Raw genomic sequence first — 16,970 nt, 5'->3', positions numbered from 1 at the left:
GTGAATATTATAGTTGTGTTGTTCTGTCAATCAGGTAATAATCCAACAATGTCATTGCTGTCATTGCTTCCACGATGGGTACTGCGCGTGGCAATACACACGGGTCATGGCGTCCTCGGGCTTTCAGGGTGGTGTCTACACCGTCAATGTTCACGGTGTGTTGCTCCATCAGTACGGTTGCCACGGGTTTGAAGGCTACACGGAAATAGATGTCTTGCCCGTTACTGATTCCACCTTGTATACCGCCCGAATGATTGGTGCGGGTCTCGATACGTCCGTTATTGTTGTAGAACACATCATTCTGCTCCGAGCCTTTCTGCTTTAATCCCTTGAAACCGTCTCCATACTCAAATGCTTTTGCTGCATTGATGCTGAGCATGGCTGCTCCAAGTGCTGCATGGAGCTTACCGAATACGGGTTGTCCCAGTCCGATGGGGCATCCTTTGACGACACAAGTCACCACTCCTCCGATGGTATCTCCTTCTCCCTTTATCTTGAAGATGAGTTCTTCCATTTCTTTTGCCTTCGCCGGGTCGGGGCAGCGGACCGGATTGGTCTCTATCAGGTCGAGGTCGTATGCGGTATAATTTTCTTCAAGGCGGATAGGACCTACTTGTGAAGTGTACGCCGTGATGTGTATACCCAGCTGCTTCAGCGCCAATTTGGCCAGGGCACCCGCTACTACACGCGAGATTGTTTCACGGGCTGATGAACGTCCGCCTCCGCGGTGGTCGCGGATGCCATATTTCACTTTATAAGTATAGTCGGCATGTGACGGTCGGTAGACTTCTTTCAGATTATTGTAATCGTCAGAATGTTGGTTTTGGTTCCATACAATGAATCCTATGGGGCAGCCTGTGGATTTTCCTTCGAAGATGCCGGAGAGGAACTCCACTTTATCACCTTCTTTCCGGGCGGTAGTGATACGTGACTGTCCGGGGCGGCGTCGGTCGAGCTCTGCCTGGACGAAATCCATATCAATGACTATTCCTGCAGGGAATCCGTCTATCACTCCTCCCACGCCCTTACCGTGCGATTCCCCAAAACTGGTAAGACGGAGAATATTTCCAAATGAGTTGAACATATCAAATGCTTTAAAGGTTTATATATGAGGTTAATGTGCCAATACGCTTTATAAGAAATGCTTTTGACTTTATAAAGATAACAACTTTTTTTCATAAAACGTTTAAGGAAATAAGATAAAAAGTCTTTTCCGCATAAAGTTGCCTGCCTTTGCCAGAGTTTGGTCAATGGCTTGTTCTTTATAAAAATGGCTTACTCTTTATGAAATCTGCATCCGAATTTCACTCGTAATGATGAAAAAAGGAACATTTATTTTTTAGAAAAGACCTTGTACTGTAACCTTAAAAAGTGTTACTTTGCACCTTCGATTTAAAATGGGAAATTAATAGCTCCCTTGGGAAGCTTTTTATTAACTAAACAAGTACTCAAAAAAGTATGAAAAAGAATTTATTTTATTTATTTGCATTGATCTGTTCAATGAGTTTATTCACGGCTTGTAGTGATGATGATGATGAAAATTGGAAGAAAGTGCCTAGTCAGATTATTACAGCTGAAAATCTGGAACTGGAAACTAATATTCCGACAAGTTCTGATGCTAGTGTGAAATTAGCGATGACCGATGCGCAGAATGGTATTTTGACGTTGAATAAAGTGGTTAGAGGTGCAGATGAAATAGAAATTAATGTGACTGTTGTTGAACAGACAGACGGTACTTTTAAGTTTCAAGGCGAGAAAAGTGTAACGCCTGCTACTAAGGCGGCTTGGGTGCTGCTTAGCTCTACGAATGTGAAAGTTTCGGGTACTATCACATTAGAAGGGAAAGCTACAGTTACGGTTTCTACGGAGTTTGTAGGAGATATCGTGAAGAAATATCAGTTGTGTGATGCTGTTTATTATGCTGATTCTAAAGATAGAACCAATATTTATGCTCCGGGAAGATTGACTTGGGTATCGCCTTATGGAGAAGGTGGTAATGCAGGGATTGCAGCGGATAATATCTCGACAGTAGGGACGAATGTCCTATCTGCGGCTATGATACAGCTTTTGAAAGATGTAGAGTTCAAAGCTGATGGTTCTATTGTAGCCAGCTATGCAGAAGAAATAAACATTACTATGGATCAGATGATTATGGCCGGTATGGGGCAGCTCCCTTCAACGGACGGCATTGTTTGGAAAACTTCTCCCACAAATCTGGCTTATTGGTATGTGAAGGGTGAGCATATCTATGTTGTGCTGAATATTCCTGCCATTGTAACCGAAGCATTGAAAGATGCTGAGGATTCTCAAATGACTCCGGAAGCTGTTTTGCAGATTATAGAAATGGTGAAGAGCATGAGTGGAGCTGACATCAAGAATTTGTTGGGTCAGTTGTTGGCTGGACTTGAAGATGATAATATGCTGAAAAAGTTAGATATTTCTAAAATTTCTGATAGTGATATTGAAAAGCTGATTAGCTATGTAATCGATGGTTTCCCCTTGAACTATAGAACCACCCAATTGGAGATAAAGAACGAGGAAGAGCTCGTAAGAACGGTAAATGATCTCTCTATCTATTTGGATAAGGATTTATTTGATATTTTTATGCCTGCTCTCTATCCGATGTTACCTGATGTAGATGCGTTGTTAAAGAACACGAACATTGAATTCTGGGGACAGAGTATACCTTTGTGGAATATGATTCAGATGCTGACTGCCTTGAACTCAATGACTGAAATAGAAGGAATTTGGAATGTTACTACCAGATTCAATTTAGGTATAAGTCTTGGTGACAATTCTTATAAAAAATAAGAAAAGATTTTTCTTTATCTATAAAGAGGGTTCTGTGCTTGGAATCCTCTTTTTTATTTTTTTGTTCGTTTTATTATAGAATAAAATACATTATCTTTGCCTGCATCAAATTTGAATAAATATGACTGAAACGGAAAGACTGCAAATCATTGCCCTTGTCAAGAACGAGGTCGTCCCTGCCATTGGTTGTACAGAACCTATAGCAGTAGCATTGTGTGTAGCAAAGGCTGTGGAAGTGTTGAATAAGCGTCCCGAAAAGATAACCGTATTGCTGAGTGCCAATATTCTGAAGAATGCAATGGGAGTGGGTATTCCTGGTACGGGGATGATTGGATTACCGATTGCTGTGGCGCTTGGCGCTTTAATAGGCAAGTCGGTATATCAATTGGAGGTTTTGAAAGACAGTACCCCTGATGCAGTGGAGGCAGGAAAGCGTTTCATAGAAGAAAAGCGTATCCATATATCCTTAAAAGACGATATAGAAGAGAAACTTTATATAGAAGTCTGCTGTGAAGCCGATACGGACAAGGCAACCGCCATTATTGCTGGTGGACATACTTGCTTTACTTATATAACGCACAACGGGGATATCCTGCTGGACAAACAAACCGCTTCTTGCATCGAAGAGGAGGAGGATGTATTGGACTTGACTTTACGCAAAGTGTATGACTTCGCCATGACAACCCCATTAGACGACATTCGTTTTATTCTTGATACGGCACGACTGAACAAGACTGCCGCCGAACGTTCCTTCGAAGGTGAATATGGTCATGGACTGGGTAAAATCCTACGTGGCACTTACGAACACCGGATTATGGGCGACAGTGTCTTCTCTCATATCCTTTCTTACACTTCGGGAGCATGTGATGCCCGTATGGCCGGTGCCATGATTCCGGTGATGAGCAATTCCGGCAGTGGCAATCAAGGGATATCCGCTACCCTTCCCGTACTGGTCTATGCCGAAGAAAATGGAAAATCGGAAGAAGAATTGATTCGTGCCTTGATGTTGAGCCATTTAACAGTAATCTATATCAAGCAGAGTTTGGGACGCTTATCTGCCTTATGCGGTTGTGTGGTTGCTGCTACGGGTTCCAGTTGCGGTATAACTTGGCTAATGGGAGGAACTTATGAACAGGTGGCATATGCTGTGCAGAACATGATTGCCAATCTTACCGGAATGATTTGTGATGGTGCCAAACCCAGTTGTGCATTGAAAGTAACTACCGGAGTTTCAACCGCAGTGCTTTCAGCCATCATGGCCATGGAAAACCGTTGTGTGACTTCCGTAGAAGGTATTATTGATGAGGATGTGGATCAGAGTATCCGTAATCTGACAAAAATCGGTTCTAAAGGAATGAATGAAACGGATAAATTGGTATTGGAGATAATGACAAGTAAATAATATAGAATTTGAAAATTAAAGAATTAAAAATTAAAGAATTACCATGCGGCATGCTTAATACTGTGTAGTCTGATTCTTTAATTTTTAATTCTTTAATTTTTAATTCTTTAGTGGCAGCATCCGCCTCCACATTCATGGTCGCCGCATCCGTCGCCACAGTCACCACAACCGCAGCTGCCGCAACCGCCACCCATCATACGGGCAACTTCAGCAAGCTCTTCGTTCGTAGCCGGACGGCTTTCCACCACTTCTCCGGTAAAGTTCAAATCACAACCTGCGAGTGGATGATTCATGTCCATTACAACTACGTCTTCCTTTACTTCTACTACACTTCCATTGATGCGTTGACCTTCAGAAGTCATCAAGGGGATGACGGCGCCTTCCACTACACGGTCGCTGTCGAATTCTCCTTCTATCATGAAGATTTCTTTGGGGAGGTCAATAACATGGTCGTCGTCATATTCACCATAAGCTTCTGATGCCGGAATGGTAAAGTCGAATTTATCGCCTATCTGCAAGTCTTTTATCTGGGCTTCAAAGGGTTCGAGTGTCATTCCCAGACCTGAGATAAACTGAAAAGGATGCTCTACGGGTGCTTCTTCTTCGAAATCTTTTTCTCCGTTTTCGATTGAGTACAGCTTATATGCTACGGTGATGTACTTGTTTTCTACTGTTTCCATTAATTTTCTATCTTTATTTAATTAGTAAATACTTTTTTTTGAGTATTTGAAGAGACAAAGATACGAATTATTTGTTTCGGGATGTAGAGAGCCTTTGGTAATTTTCAGATTATTAAATGGTTTCAATGATTGGCAATACATTTACATTGGCTGTCTGAATGGTTCTATTTAGAACTGTTAAGTGATAAAATAGGATTTTAGGGCGATATTTTCTTACGATTATTCATATTTATCTTATTTTTTTCTTCAATTTGTTTGGAGATTATAAAAAAGCCCTTACCTTTGCAGCACGTTTGAAACAAAAAAGAAGAATTAAGTTATGAATTTACATACATCTATTAACCTGGCAGTCCTGCATATTATTCGCGTCGTGGTGGTGGCATCAAGAGCGTGAGAAAGGTTATGTATGTATTCGTACGTTAGAAGATAATTTATTAAGCCTTTCTCACTATAGTGGGAGAGGCTTTTTCATTAAAAGGAGATTTGAAAATGAAGCATCAGTTACGCAGCTCGTTCAGCACACAAGGTCGCCGTATGGCGGGAGCCCGTGCATTGTGGACGGCGAATGGTATGAAGAAGGAACAGATGGGTAAGCCCATTATCGCTATAGTCAATTCATTTACACAATTCGTCCCCGGGCATGTACATCTGCACGAAATAGGCCAGTTTGTAAAGGAAGAGATTGAAAAACTGGGGTGTTTTGCTGCGGAGTTCAATACGATTGCCATTGACGACGGTATCGCTATGGGACACGACGGTATGCTTTATTCCCTGCCTTCAAGAGATATCATTGCCGATAGTGTGGAGTATATGGTAAATGCCCATAAGGCGGATGCTATGGTTTGCATCAGTAACTGTGACAAGATTACTCCGGGGATGCTGATGGCGGCTATGAGACTGAATATACCGACTGTGTTTGTTTCAGGCGGTCCGATGGAAGCCGGGGAATGGAACGGACAGCATTTGGATTTGATTGATGCCATGATTAAATCTGCTGATGAAAGTGTGGGCGATAAAGAGGTGGCACAGATTGAGCAACATGCCTGCCCCACTTGCGGATGCTGCTCAGGCATGTTTACCGCTAATTCCATGAATTGCCTGAATGAAGCGATTGGATTGGCACTGCCCGGTAACGGCACGATTGTAGCCACTCACGAAAATCGCAAGAAACTATTTGAGGATGCAGCCAAGTTGATTGTAGAGAATGCCTTTAGATATTATGAAGAAGGGGATGAGAGCGTACTCCCGCGAAGTATTGCTACCCGCGAGGCATTTTTGAATGCCATGACGCTGGATATTGCGATGGGCGGTTCCACTAATACGGTACTTCATTTGTTGGCTGTGGCTCACGAAGCCGGAGCGGATTTTAAGATGGACGACATTGACATGCTCTCCCGCAAGACCCCCTGCTTATGCAAGGTGGCTCCCAATACCCAAAAGTATCATGTACAAGACGTTAACCGTGCCGGTGGCATCATTGCCATCATGGATGAGCTTGCCAAGGGCGGATTGGTCGATACGAATGTCCGCCGTGTGGATGGAATGACGTTGGCAGAGGCAATCGACCGGTATAGTATTACCAGCTCTAATGTATGTAAAGAGGCAATCAAGAAATACTCCAGTGCGGCAGCCGGAAAGTTCAATCTGGTACTTGGTTCACAAAATGCGTCTTATAAGGAACTCGACACGGACCGTGCGACCGGTTGTATCCGTGATTTGGAACATGCATACAGCAAGGATGGCGGTCTGGCAGTTTTGAAGGGAAATATAGCTCAGGACGGTTGCGTTGTCAAGACTGCCGGTGTAGACGAGAGTATCTGGAAATTTACGGGGCCGGCGAAAGTCTTCGACTCACAAGATGCGGCTTGTGACGGTATTCTGGCTGGAAAGGTGGTCAGTGGAGACGTCGTCGTCATCACTCACGAAGGGCCGAAAGGTGGACCGGGTATGCAAGAGATGCTTTATCCTACTTCTTATATCAAATCCCGCCATCTGGGTAAGGAGTGTGCATTGATTACCGACGGGCGTTTCAGTGGTGGTACTTCCGGACTAAGTATCGGACATGTTTCTCCCGAAGCGGCTGCCGGTGGTAATATCGGCAAGATTAAGGATGGGGACATTATCGAAATTGATATACCGAACCGTTCTATCAATGTGAAGTTGACGGATGAAGAGCTTGCAGCACGCCCTATGACTCCGGTAACCCGCAACCGTGAAGTCTCCAAAGCATTGAAAGCATATGCCAGTATGGTGAGTTCCGCTGACAAAGGGGCTGTGAGGCTGATTGATTAAAAGCCCCCCTTTCCGAAAGCGAGGGGAGGAAAGAATGAAACAAATTTTTCAAGCTACTATTGAGCTTTTAAATATAATGAATAGATAAAGTATGGCTGATAATAATAAAAAGAGTAACTTTTCCTCCCTCTCCCAAGGAGAGGGTCGGGGTGAGGCTCTAATAACAGGCGCAGAAGCATTGATGCGCTCTCTGGAGCATCAGGGAGTAAAGACCATTTTCGGTTATCCGGGAGGGAGCATCATGCCGGTATTCGATGCCTTATACGACCACCGGAAGGAATTGAACCACATCTTGGTTCGCCATGAACAAGGAGCAACCCATGCGGCACAAGGCTTTGCACGTGTATCAGGCGAGGTTGGCGTTTGTCTGGTTACCAGTGGACCGGGTGCTACCAATACTATCACGGGCATTGCAGATGCCATGATTGACAGTACGCCTATCGTTGTCATTGCCGGCCAGGTAGGGACGAACTTTCTGGGTACGGATGCATTTCAAGAAGTGGACTTGGTAGGCATTACTCAGCCTATCACGAAATGGAGTTACCAGATTCGTCGTGCAGAAGATGTGGCCTGGGCAGTGGCACGTGCTTTCTATGTGGCAAAGAGCGGACGTCCGGGACCGGTCGTGCTGGATTTTGCTAAAAACGCCCAAGTGGAGAAAACAGAATATGCGCCTACTAAGGTGGACTATGTCCGTAGCTATCTTCCCGTTCCCGAAATGGAGCCGGAGGCCATACGGAAGGCTGCTGAATTAATAAATGGTGCGGAACGGCCTTTGGTGCTGGTAGGACAAGGCGTGGAGCTGGGAGAAGCCCAGCAAGAGCTTCGTGCTTTCATTGAGAAAGCCGGAATGCCTGCCGGATGCACTTTATTGGGACTTTCCGCATTACCTACGAACCATCCGTTGAACAAAGGAATGCTTGGTATGCACGGTAACCTGGGGCCCAATATCAATACCAATAAATGTGATGTCCTTATCGCCGTAGGCATGCGCTTTGATGACCGTGTGACGGGTAAATTGGAAACATATGCCAAGCAGGCGAAGATTATCCACTTTGATATTGACCCTGCCGAAATAGATAAGAATGTAAAGACCGATGTTGCTGTCCTGGGAGATTGCAAAGAGACACTGGCTGCCGTTACCCAATTGCTGGAACCCGCCAACCATCAGGAATGGATTGACAGTTTCCGGCAATACGAGGAAGTGGAAGAGGAAAAGGTAATCCGTCCGGAATTACATCCGGCAGGAAAAGCGCTAAGCATGGGTGAGGTGGTGCGTGCTGTGAGTGAGGCTACCCATAACGAGGCGATATTGGTGACTGATGTCGGCCAGAATCAGATGATGTCCGCCCGTTATTTCAAATACAGCAAGGAACGTAGCATTGTTACTTCCGGTGGCCTGGGTACTATGGGCTTCGGCCTTCCGGCAGCTATCGGTGCCACTTTTGGACGTCCGGACCGCACGGTATGCGTATTCATGGGAGACGGCGGCTTGCAGATGAACCTGCAGGAACTGGGTACCATCATGGAGCAAAAAGCTCCGGTGAAGATGATTCTGTTGAACAATAACTTCCTGGGCAATGTTCGTCAATGGCAGGCGATGTTCTTCAATCGTCGTTATTCGTTTACTCCGATGATGAATCCGGATTATATGAAGATTGCTTCGGCATATGATATTCCTGCACGCAGGGTAATGACCCGCGAGGAGCTGGCAAAAGCGATTGACGAGATGATAGCGACTGACGGACCATTCCTGCTCGAAGCTTGTGTGGAGGAAGAAGGAAATGTAATGCCGATGACACCTCCGGGCGGTTCGGTCAATCAGATGTTGTTGGAATGCTGAAGTCATGCGAAATTAAAGAATTTACTCTATCTATGGATAAAAAACTATATACAATCATTGTTCATTCGGAAAACTTTGCCGGTTTGCTGAATCAGGTGACGGCTGTGTTTACCCGCCGGCAGATAAACATCGAGAGTTTGAATGTATCGGCCTCCTCCATCAAGGGGGTACATAAATATACCATTACCGCTTGGACGGACAAGGATACCATTGAAAAGGTGACCAAGCAGATTACCAAGAAAATAGATGTGCTGCAAGCCCATTATTTCACGGATGATGAAATCTATCAGCACGAGATTGCCCTCTATAAAATAACGACTCCTACGCTGGAAGAAAAACCGGAGGTGTCTAAAGTAATCCGTAAGTACAATGCCCGTATTGTGGAGGTGAATGCTGTATTTGCCATTGTTGAGAAGAATGGCATGAGTGAGGAAATCACCAATCTTTATGAGGAGTTGCGCCAGTTGGATTGCGTACTTCAGTTCGTCCGTTCGGGTCGCGTAGCCATTACGACCAGCTGCTTTGAGCGTGTCAATGAATATCTGGCGGACCGTGAAGCAAAATATCGTCAAAGTAAACACTAGGAATCATGATGAGCGAGAACAATAAGATAGGTACCTACAAGTTTGTTGCCGAACCGTTTCATGTCGACTTTACCGGACGGCTGACAATGGGAGTATTGGGCAACCATTTGTTGAATTGTGCGGGTTTCCATGCCAGCGACCGCGGTTTTGGCATCGCGACTCTAAACGAGGACAATTATACTTGGGTATTGTCCCGTCTGGCTGTCGAACTGGATGAAATGCCTTATCAGTACGAAGATTTCTCCATTCAGACTTGGGTGGAGAATGTCTATCGCCTTTTTACAGACCGTAATTTCGCTATCATCGATAAGGAGGGCAAGAAGATTGGGTATGCACGTTCCGTTTGGGCGATGATTAGCATGAATACCCGTAAGCCGGCAGATTTGCTGGCTCTTCATAGTGGCAGCATTGTAGATTATGTTTGCGATGAGCCTTGCCCGATAGAAAAACCTTCGCGGATAAAGGTGGCCTCAAAGGAACCGGTTGCTGCTTTGGTAGCCAAATACAGTGATATTGACATTAACGGGCATGTGAACAGCATCCGTTACATCGAGCATATCCTTGATTTGTTCCCGATAGAGATGTATAAGGAGAAGCGCATCCGTCGTTTTGAAATGGCATATGTAGTCGAAAGCTATTATGGGGATGAGTTGACTTTGTTCATGGATGATGCCGGTGAGGGCGTTTACGATGTGGAGGTGAAAAAGAATGGCAGCGAAGTGGTCTGTCGCTCTAAAGTGATATTTACAGAGAAATAAATAAATTTATCAACGTTGGCGTAAGCCACAAATAAAAATTAAAACAAAAAATGGCACAATTGAATTTTGGCGGTGTTATTGAGAATGTAATGACCCGCGAAGAATTTCCTTTGGAAAAAGCACGTGAGATTTTGAAAGATGAAACAATTGCAGTAATCGGTTATGGCGTACAAGGCCCGGGCCAGGCTTGCAACTTGCGTGATAACGGTTTCAATGTGATTGTAGGACAACGTCCGGGTAAGACATACGAAAAGGCGGTGGCTGACGGATGGGTACCGGGTGAGACTTTGTTCGGCATCGAAGAGGCTTGCCAGAAAGGTACTATCGTCATGTGTCTGTTGTCTGACGCAGCTGTAATGTCTGTATGGCCGACTATCAAACCTTATTTGACTCCCGGAAAGGCTCTTTACTTCTCTCATGGTTTTGCTATTACCTGGAACGACCGTACCGGCGTGGTTCCTCCTAAAGATATTGATGTTATTATGGTTGCTCCCAAAGGTTCCGGTACTTCACTTCGTACCATGTTCCTCGAAGGGCGTGGCTTGAACTCATCATATGCCGTCTATCAGGATGCTACGGGTAAGGCTTTTGACAAGACGATTGCACTGGGTATCGGTATTGGTTCGGGATATTTGTTCGAGACAACTTTCATCCGCGAAGCCACTTCCGACTTGACCGGTGAACGCGGTTCATTGATGGGTGCTATCCAGGGATTGCTGTTGGCTCAGTATGAAGTATTGCGCGAAAACGGCCATACTCCTTCTGAAGCATTCAATGAAACAGTGGAAGAGTTGACTCAATCTTTGATGCCATTGTTTGCCAAGAACGGTATGGACTGGATGTATGCCAACTGTTCTACTACGGCACAGCGTGGTGCGCTGGATTGGATGACCCCGTTTCATGATGCCATCAAGCCGGTTGTACAGAAATTGTATGCAAGTGTGAAGTCGGGCAACGAAGCTCAGATTTCTATCGACAGTAACTCCAAACCCGATTATCGTGAGAAGCTGAATGCAGAATTGAAAGCCTTGCGTGAAAGCGAAATGTGGCAGACAGCTGTTACAGTTCGTAAACTTCGTCCGGAAAACAATTAATCAGCTTTATATAAATAGGTGAAATACCCTCTTCGGTGTTACCGGAGGGGGTATTTCTTTATTATTGATTCCCTATATTTTGAATAAACTCCAGTAGCTTCCGGTAAAAACCGTGATGTTTCAGCGTATCTGCCTCTCCCATTATCACCAGCTTCATACGTGCCCGGGTGATGGCTACATTCATTCTCCTTAAATCATTCAGGAATCCTATCTGCCCTTCTTCGTTGGCACGGACAAGGCTGATGAAGATAACATCGCGCTCTTGCCCTTGGAAGCCATCCACCGTATTTACAGTGAACAAGCTGCGATAAGGCTTGAGTGAAGCGTCTGCCTTTATCTTGTTGCGGAGATATTGCACTTGTGCCTTGTAAGGGGAGATGATGCCGAAGTCTATTTTTTCTTCCAGAATGCGGTTGCCACTGATACGGTTGATGTAGATTTTCAGTTCTGATAGGAGCAGGTCCGCTTCCGCCTTATTAATGCGCCCGAAAGTCTCTCCCACAAATTCTTCTTTGAAATCCATTTCGGAGGTGTCAATCCAGTGGATGGGGGTATCCCAGTCCAGGATGCCCCGGTAACGCACTTCGGGAGCGGCTTCCAACTCGCCATTATAAAACCATTGGGAAGGAAATTTCATGATTTCCTCGTGCATGCGGTATTGCACTTTCAGCAAAGAGACAACGGCAGGTTTGTTGGACACCACTTTCTCCATCAATGTTCGTTCCAGACCTCCACGGGCGGCTTCGTAGCATTTTATGGTGGGTGGAAGTTGGCAGTGGTCACCCGCCAATACCACGCGGTCTGCTTTTCGGATAGCTATCCAGCAGGCAGCCTCTAAGGCCTGGGCTGCTTCATCAATGAAAAGGGTGCCGAAACGGCGTCCGTTCAGCAGCCGGTGATTGCTGCTTACCAGCGTGGAGGCTATGACATGTGCCCCATCAAAAAGCTCTGAATTGATTTGTATTTCCAATGCGGTGGCGCGGTCGCGCAGGCGGCTCATACGGCTGCGTACTCCTTCGCGTTCGTCATAGCTGCCACGGCGGGCACGGCTGCCCAGTTCACGGAGATTTTTCCGGATGCTCCACAGTTCCGGATAAAGCGGATGGTTCTCGAAACGACGCTCGTAGGTAAAGGAAAGCATCTTGTCGTTGACACGGGTCGGATTGCCGATACGCAGGACATTGACGCCACGGTCCACAAGTTTTTCCGAAATCCAGTCGACGGCGGTATTGCTTTGGGCACATACCAGTACCTGCGGTTCCCGATGCAGGGTTTCGTAGATGGCTTCCACTAAGGTGGTCGTTTTTCCGGTTCCCGGAGGACCATGTACAATGGCCACGTCGCGGGCACACAGCACTTTGTTTACAGCTGTCTCCTGCGTGGAGTTCAGCCAGGGAAACCGTACGGGGTAGAGCTCTCGGAAACCGGCTTTCGAGGTTCCCAGCAATATGTCCCGCAATTCGGCCAGGCGGTTGCCTTTGGAGCGTAACGTATCTTCCAAGGCTTCGAACATGGTCCGATAGGATGTTTCGTCGAAATAAAGTTGCACGCCGAGGTTGTCCGTTTCCTGCACTTCCATAACGGCACCGGCTCCGGGCATTATCGCTACCATCCGTGTCTCGTCGGCATAGCTTACGGTAGCGGTGAAGTTCATATAGGTTATTTTTCCATCGGCAGACTGGCGGAAAAAACATACGGGACGGCCGAACTCAAAATTATGTTCTATATCGGTATTTTCTGTGTGTGTAATTTCTATTACTAATTGATTCAGTGAATTATAGTAACTTCGTCCCGGAGTGGCAGGATACCAGCAAAGTCCCCGTTTCACTTTCCGGGCAATCCCCATGTTTTCGGTTTGGCGTTTGAATTCCTCTTTTTCGTATTCGTATTCCATGCGCAGCAAAAGTTGTTGCTGCTGGAGGTGAATAATAGGACTATTTGAATCTTGTTCCTTCATGGTTGCAAAGGTAATCATTCTTCACTTCCGACGGAAAAAATGCTTTATTTTGTTAAACTATTCAGCCTTTTTATTTGTTTATGATATTAATTTGTAATCTTTACAATAATGAAAAACTAAAAAATAGTGGTTATGGTATATGATTTAACGATGCTCAAAACGTTTTATGCCGCTTATTCGGAGAAGATAGAACGCGTACGGAATGTACTACAGCGTCCGATGACTTTAGCGGAGAAAATTTTGTATGCTCATTTGTATGATGGGGATAAAGTGAAGAACTACAGACGGGGAGAAGACTATGTGAATTTCCGTCCCGACCGTGTGGCCATGCAGGATGCAACGGCCCAAATGGCCTTATTGCAATTTATGAATGCAGGCCGTGAGCAGGTTGCCGTGCCTTCCACTGTGCACTGTGACCATTTGATTCAAGCATATAAAGGTGCAAAAGAAGATATCGCGACTGCTACGAAGACCAACGAGGAGGTCTATAATTTTCTCCGTGATGTTTCTTCCCGCTATGGCATAGGTTTTTGGCAGCCGGGAGCAGGCATTATTCACCAGGTGGTATTGGAGAACTACGCATTTCCGGGTGGAATGATGGTAGGCACGGACTCTCATACGCCCAATGCCGGAGGTTTGGGCATGGTGGCCATTGGTGTGGGTGGTGCCGATGCGGTGGATGTGATGACTGGCATGGAATGGGAATTGAAAATGCCGCGTCTGATAGGCGTACACTTGAAGGGTAAATTGAGTGGCTGGGTAGCTCCCAAAGATGTTATTCTGAAGTTGGCGGGTATTCTTACTGTAAAAGGGGGAACCAATGCCATCATTGAATATTTTGGACCGGGAACCGCTTCATTGTCTGCCACTGGAAAGGCTACCATCTGCAATATGGGGGCAGAGGTGGGGGCGACTACCTCCCTTTTCCCTTACGATGAGCGCATGGGTACTTATTTGAAGGCTACCGGACGTGAAGAAGTGGCAAAAATGGCTGCTTCCGTAGCTGCCGACCTTCGCGCCGACGACGAAGTGCTGGCAAATCCGGAAAAATATTACGACCGCATCATTGAAATAGACCTCTCGCTGTTGGAACCGTATATCAATGGGCCCTTTACGCCGGATGCAGCAACACCGATATCGAAATTTGCCGAGGTAGTGATAACCAATAACTATCCCCGCCGGATGGAAGTCGGCCTGATAGGGTCGTGTACCAATTCGTCCTATCAGGATTTGAGCCGCGCAGCCTCCCTTGCCCGGCAGGTAAAGGAAAAGAATTTGAAGGTTGCTTCTCCGCTGATTGTCAACCCCGGTTCGGAGCAGATACGTGCCACTGCTGAACGCGACGGCATGATTGCCGCTTTCGAAGATATTGGCGCAACGATAATGGCGAATGCCTGCGGACCTTGTATTGGCCAGTGGAAGCGCCATACTGATGACCCTGAACGAAAAAATTCCATCGTCACCTCTTTTAACCGTAATTTTGCCAAACGTGCCGATGGAAATCCCAACACTTTTGCTTACGTCGCTTCCCCGGAGATAACGATGGCGCTGACCATTGCCGGTGACCTTTGTTTCGACCCGTTGAGGGATACGCTGGTCAATGCCAAAGGAGAGGTTGTGAAACTGTCCGAACCGGTCGGTGAAGAACTGCCGGCACACGGGTTTATAGGAGGAAAGGAAGGATACATTGCTCCAGGCAAAGGACAGACGGAAATTACGGTCAATCCTCATTCACAGCGCTTGCAACTGCTGACTCCCTTCCCTGCCTGGGATGGCATGGACTTGCTGAATATGCCCTTATTGATTAAAGTGCAAGGGAAATGTACCACCGACCACATCTCTATGGCGGGGCCATGGCTCCGTTTCCGGGGACATTTGGAGAATATTTCGGACAATATGCTGATGGGGGCTGTCAATGCTTTCAATGGAGAGACGAACAAGGTTTGGAACCGCTCCACCAATACCTATGGAACAGTGTCAGGCACTGCGAAGCTGTATAAGGCCGAAGGTATCCCTTCCATTGTCGTTGCCGAAGAGAATTATGGTGAAGGGTCCAGCCGTGAGCATGCTGCCATGGAACCACGCTTCTTGAATGTACGCGTCATTTTGGCGAAAAGCTTTGCCCGTATCCATGAGACGAATTTAAAGAAACAAGGCATGTTGGCACTGACCTTTACGGATAAGGCCGATTATGACAAGATTCGGGAACGCGACCTGATTTCTGTCATGGGGTTGAAAGATTTTGCTTCGGGACGTACGTTGAAGGTGGTTCTTCATCACGAGGACGGGAGTAAAGAAAGTTTTGAAGTACAACATACGTATAACGAACAGCAGATAGCCTGGTTCCGGGCCGGTTCTGCACTTAATGCAAGATAGAATATGGAAAAAATTACTGTACCTTTTATTTCCGGCGATGGAGTGGGAGCAGAAGTGACCCCATCCATGCAGGCTGTCGTGAATGCCGCTGTCAGGAAATCCTATGGTGACCGGCGTGGCATTGAATGGAAAGAAGTGCTGGCAGGAGAACGTGCTTTCCACGAAACCGGCTCCTGGCTGCCGGATGAAACGATGGAAGCCTTCCGCACTTATAAGGTGGGCATCAAAGGTCCTTTGACAACACCTGTCGGCGGAGGTATCCGTTCGTTGAACGTGGCATTGCGTCAGACGCTTGATTTGTATGTCTGCCAACGTCCGGTACGTTGGTATAAGGGTATTGTTTCTCCACTCAAAGAGCCGCAGAAGGTGGATATGTGCGTATTCCGTGAGAATACCGAGGATATTTATGCAGGCATCGAATGGGAAGCCGGAACTCCGGAGGCTGAAAAGTTCTATCGTTTTCTCCATGATGACATGGGGGTGACAAAAGTCCGTTTTCCCGAAACCTCCTCGTTTGGCGTGAAGCCCGTTTCAAGAGAAGGAACAGAGCGCTTGGTGCGTGCCGCCTGCCAATACGCGCTTGAGCATCATCTGCCTTCCGTGACCTTGGTACACAAAGGAAACATCATGAAATTTACGGAAGGCGGTTTCAAGAAGTGGGGGTACGAGCTGGCAGAATGTGAGTTTGGTAAAGAGCTGGCAGAAGGGCGTCTGGTCATCAAGGACTGCATTGCCGATGCATTCTTGCAGAACACGTTGCTTATCCCCGAAGAATATTCCGTGATTGCCACGTTGAATCTGAACGGTGATTATGTGTCCGACCAACTGGCTGCCATGGTAGGCGGCATCGGCATTGCACCGGGTGCGAATATCAACTATAAAACGGGGCATGCCATTTTTGAGGCTACTCACGGGACGGCTCCGAACATTGCCGGGAAAGACATTGTGAATCCCTGTTCCATCATCCTTTCCGCTGTGATGATGCTTGAATATCTGGGTTGGAAGGAAGCAGCCTCTCTTATAGAGAACGCCTTGGAGGAAAGTTTCACAGAAGCCCGTGCTACTGCCGACTTGGCACGTTTTATGCCGGGTGGCGTCTCGCTGTCCACTTCGACTTTCACCCGGGAGATTGTAAGGAGAATAGAAAATGGGAATAACGAATAAAACGAAACG

Annotated in this window: 12 protein-coding genes; 9 read left to right on the top strand and 3 right to left on the bottom strand. The window is 46.4% G+C overall.

The genetic code is table 11. The features are described from left to right. Positions 1 to 7: 7 nt before the first annotated feature. Complete coding sequence (gene aroC, locus DXD78_RS13800; RefSeq protein WP_008664052.1) at positions 8 to 1,084, bottom strand: chorismate synthase; 1,077 nt, start codon at positions 1,082 to 1,084, stop codon at positions 8 to 10. Positions 1,085 to 1,458: 374 nt separating this feature from the next. Here aroC and DXD78_RS13795 point away from each other — a divergent pair, with 374 nt between their 5' ends. Further along, on the top strand, positions 1,459 to 2,811 hold the full coding sequence (locus tag DXD78_RS13795; protein ID WP_083790055.1) for a DUF4925 domain-containing protein: 1,353 nt from the start codon (positions 1,459 to 1,461) through the stop codon (positions 2,809 to 2,811). Between the two features lie 121 nt (positions 2,812 to 2,932). Next, complete coding sequence (locus DXD78_RS13790) at positions 2,933 to 4,213, top strand: serine dehydratase subunit alpha family protein (protein ID WP_009037955.1); 1,281 nt, start codon at positions 2,933 to 2,935, stop codon at positions 4,211 to 4,213. A gap of 107 nt (positions 4,214 to 4,320) precedes the next feature. On the opposite strand, the gene DXD78_RS13785 is transcribed toward DXD78_RS13790, so the two are convergent. After that, positions 4,321 to 4,893 carry a peptidylprolyl isomerase gene (locus DXD78_RS13785; protein ID WP_005833142.1) on the bottom strand — a complete coding sequence of 191 codons (573 nt, stop codon included), beginning with the start codon at positions 4,891 to 4,893 and terminating at the stop codon, positions 4,321 to 4,323. Between the two features lie 489 nt (positions 4,894 to 5,382). Between DXD78_RS13785 and ilvD the strand changes: the two genes are divergently transcribed. From ilvD to ilvC, 5 genes are all read left to right on the top strand, one after another. Further along, positions 5,383 to 7,185, top strand: a complete 1,803-nt coding sequence (ilvD, locus tag DXD78_RS13780; protein WP_034529514.1) for a dihydroxy-acid dehydratase — start codon at positions 5,383 to 5,385, stop codon at positions 7,183 to 7,185. Positions 7,186 to 7,276: 91 nt separating this feature from the next. Next, on the top strand, positions 7,277 to 9,028 hold the full coding sequence (gene ilvB, locus DXD78_RS13775; RefSeq protein ID WP_009037958.1) for a biosynthetic-type acetolactate synthase large subunit: 1,752 nt from the start codon (positions 7,277 to 7,279) through the stop codon (positions 9,026 to 9,028). A gap of 32 nt (positions 9,029 to 9,060) precedes the next feature. Beyond that, positions 9,061 to 9,612 (top strand): acetolactate synthase small subunit, encoded by a 552-nt coding sequence (gene ilvN / locus DXD78_RS13770; protein WP_034529517.1) that lies wholly within the window; start codon positions 9,061 to 9,063, stop codon positions 9,610 to 9,612. Positions 9,613 to 9,620: 8 nt separating this feature from the next. After that, positions 9,621 to 10,370: an acyl-[acyl-carrier-protein] thioesterase gene (locus DXD78_RS13765; protein WP_009037960.1), complete on the top strand. Its 750-nt coding sequence runs from the start codon at positions 9,621 to 9,623 to the stop codon at positions 10,368 to 10,370. A gap of 50 nt (positions 10,371 to 10,420) precedes the next feature. Then, positions 10,421 to 11,464 carry a ketol-acid reductoisomerase gene (gene ilvC / locus DXD78_RS13760; RefSeq protein ID WP_005833131.1) on the top strand — a complete coding sequence of 348 codons (1,044 nt, stop codon included), beginning with the start codon at positions 10,421 to 10,423 and terminating at the stop codon, positions 11,462 to 11,464. A 61-nt stretch (positions 11,465 to 11,525) separates the two neighbouring features. On the opposite strand, the gene DXD78_RS13755 is transcribed toward ilvC, so the two are convergent. Then, positions 11,526 to 13,421, bottom strand: a complete 1,896-nt coding sequence (locus DXD78_RS13755; protein WP_034529520.1) for an AAA domain-containing protein — start codon at positions 13,419 to 13,421, stop codon at positions 11,526 to 11,528. A gap of 132 nt (positions 13,422 to 13,553) precedes the next feature. On the opposite strand from DXD78_RS13755, the gene DXD78_RS13750 reads away from it, so the two are divergent. Both DXD78_RS13750 and icd read left to right on the top strand, forming a co-directional pair. After that, complete coding sequence (locus DXD78_RS13750; RefSeq protein ID WP_008664041.1) at positions 13,554 to 15,797, top strand: aconitate hydratase; 2,244 nt, start codon at positions 13,554 to 13,556, stop codon at positions 15,795 to 15,797. Positions 15,798 to 15,800: 3 nt separating this feature from the next. Then, entirely contained in the window at positions 15,801 to 16,961 is a 1,161-nt protein-coding gene (icd, locus tag DXD78_RS13745; RefSeq protein ID WP_005827150.1) for an NADP-dependent isocitrate dehydrogenase, read from the top strand. The last annotated feature ends 9 nt before the right edge of the window (positions 16,962 to 16,970 follow it).

This window comes from Bacteroides sp. D20 (assembly GCF_003436255.1).
In the GTDB taxonomy this organism is placed as follows: domain Bacteria; phylum Bacteroidota; class Bacteroidia; order Bacteroidales; family Bacteroidaceae; genus Bacteroides; species Bacteroides uniformis.
Note: the sequence above shows the minus strand (reverse complement) of the source record. Positions and strands in the feature narration are given on the sequence as shown.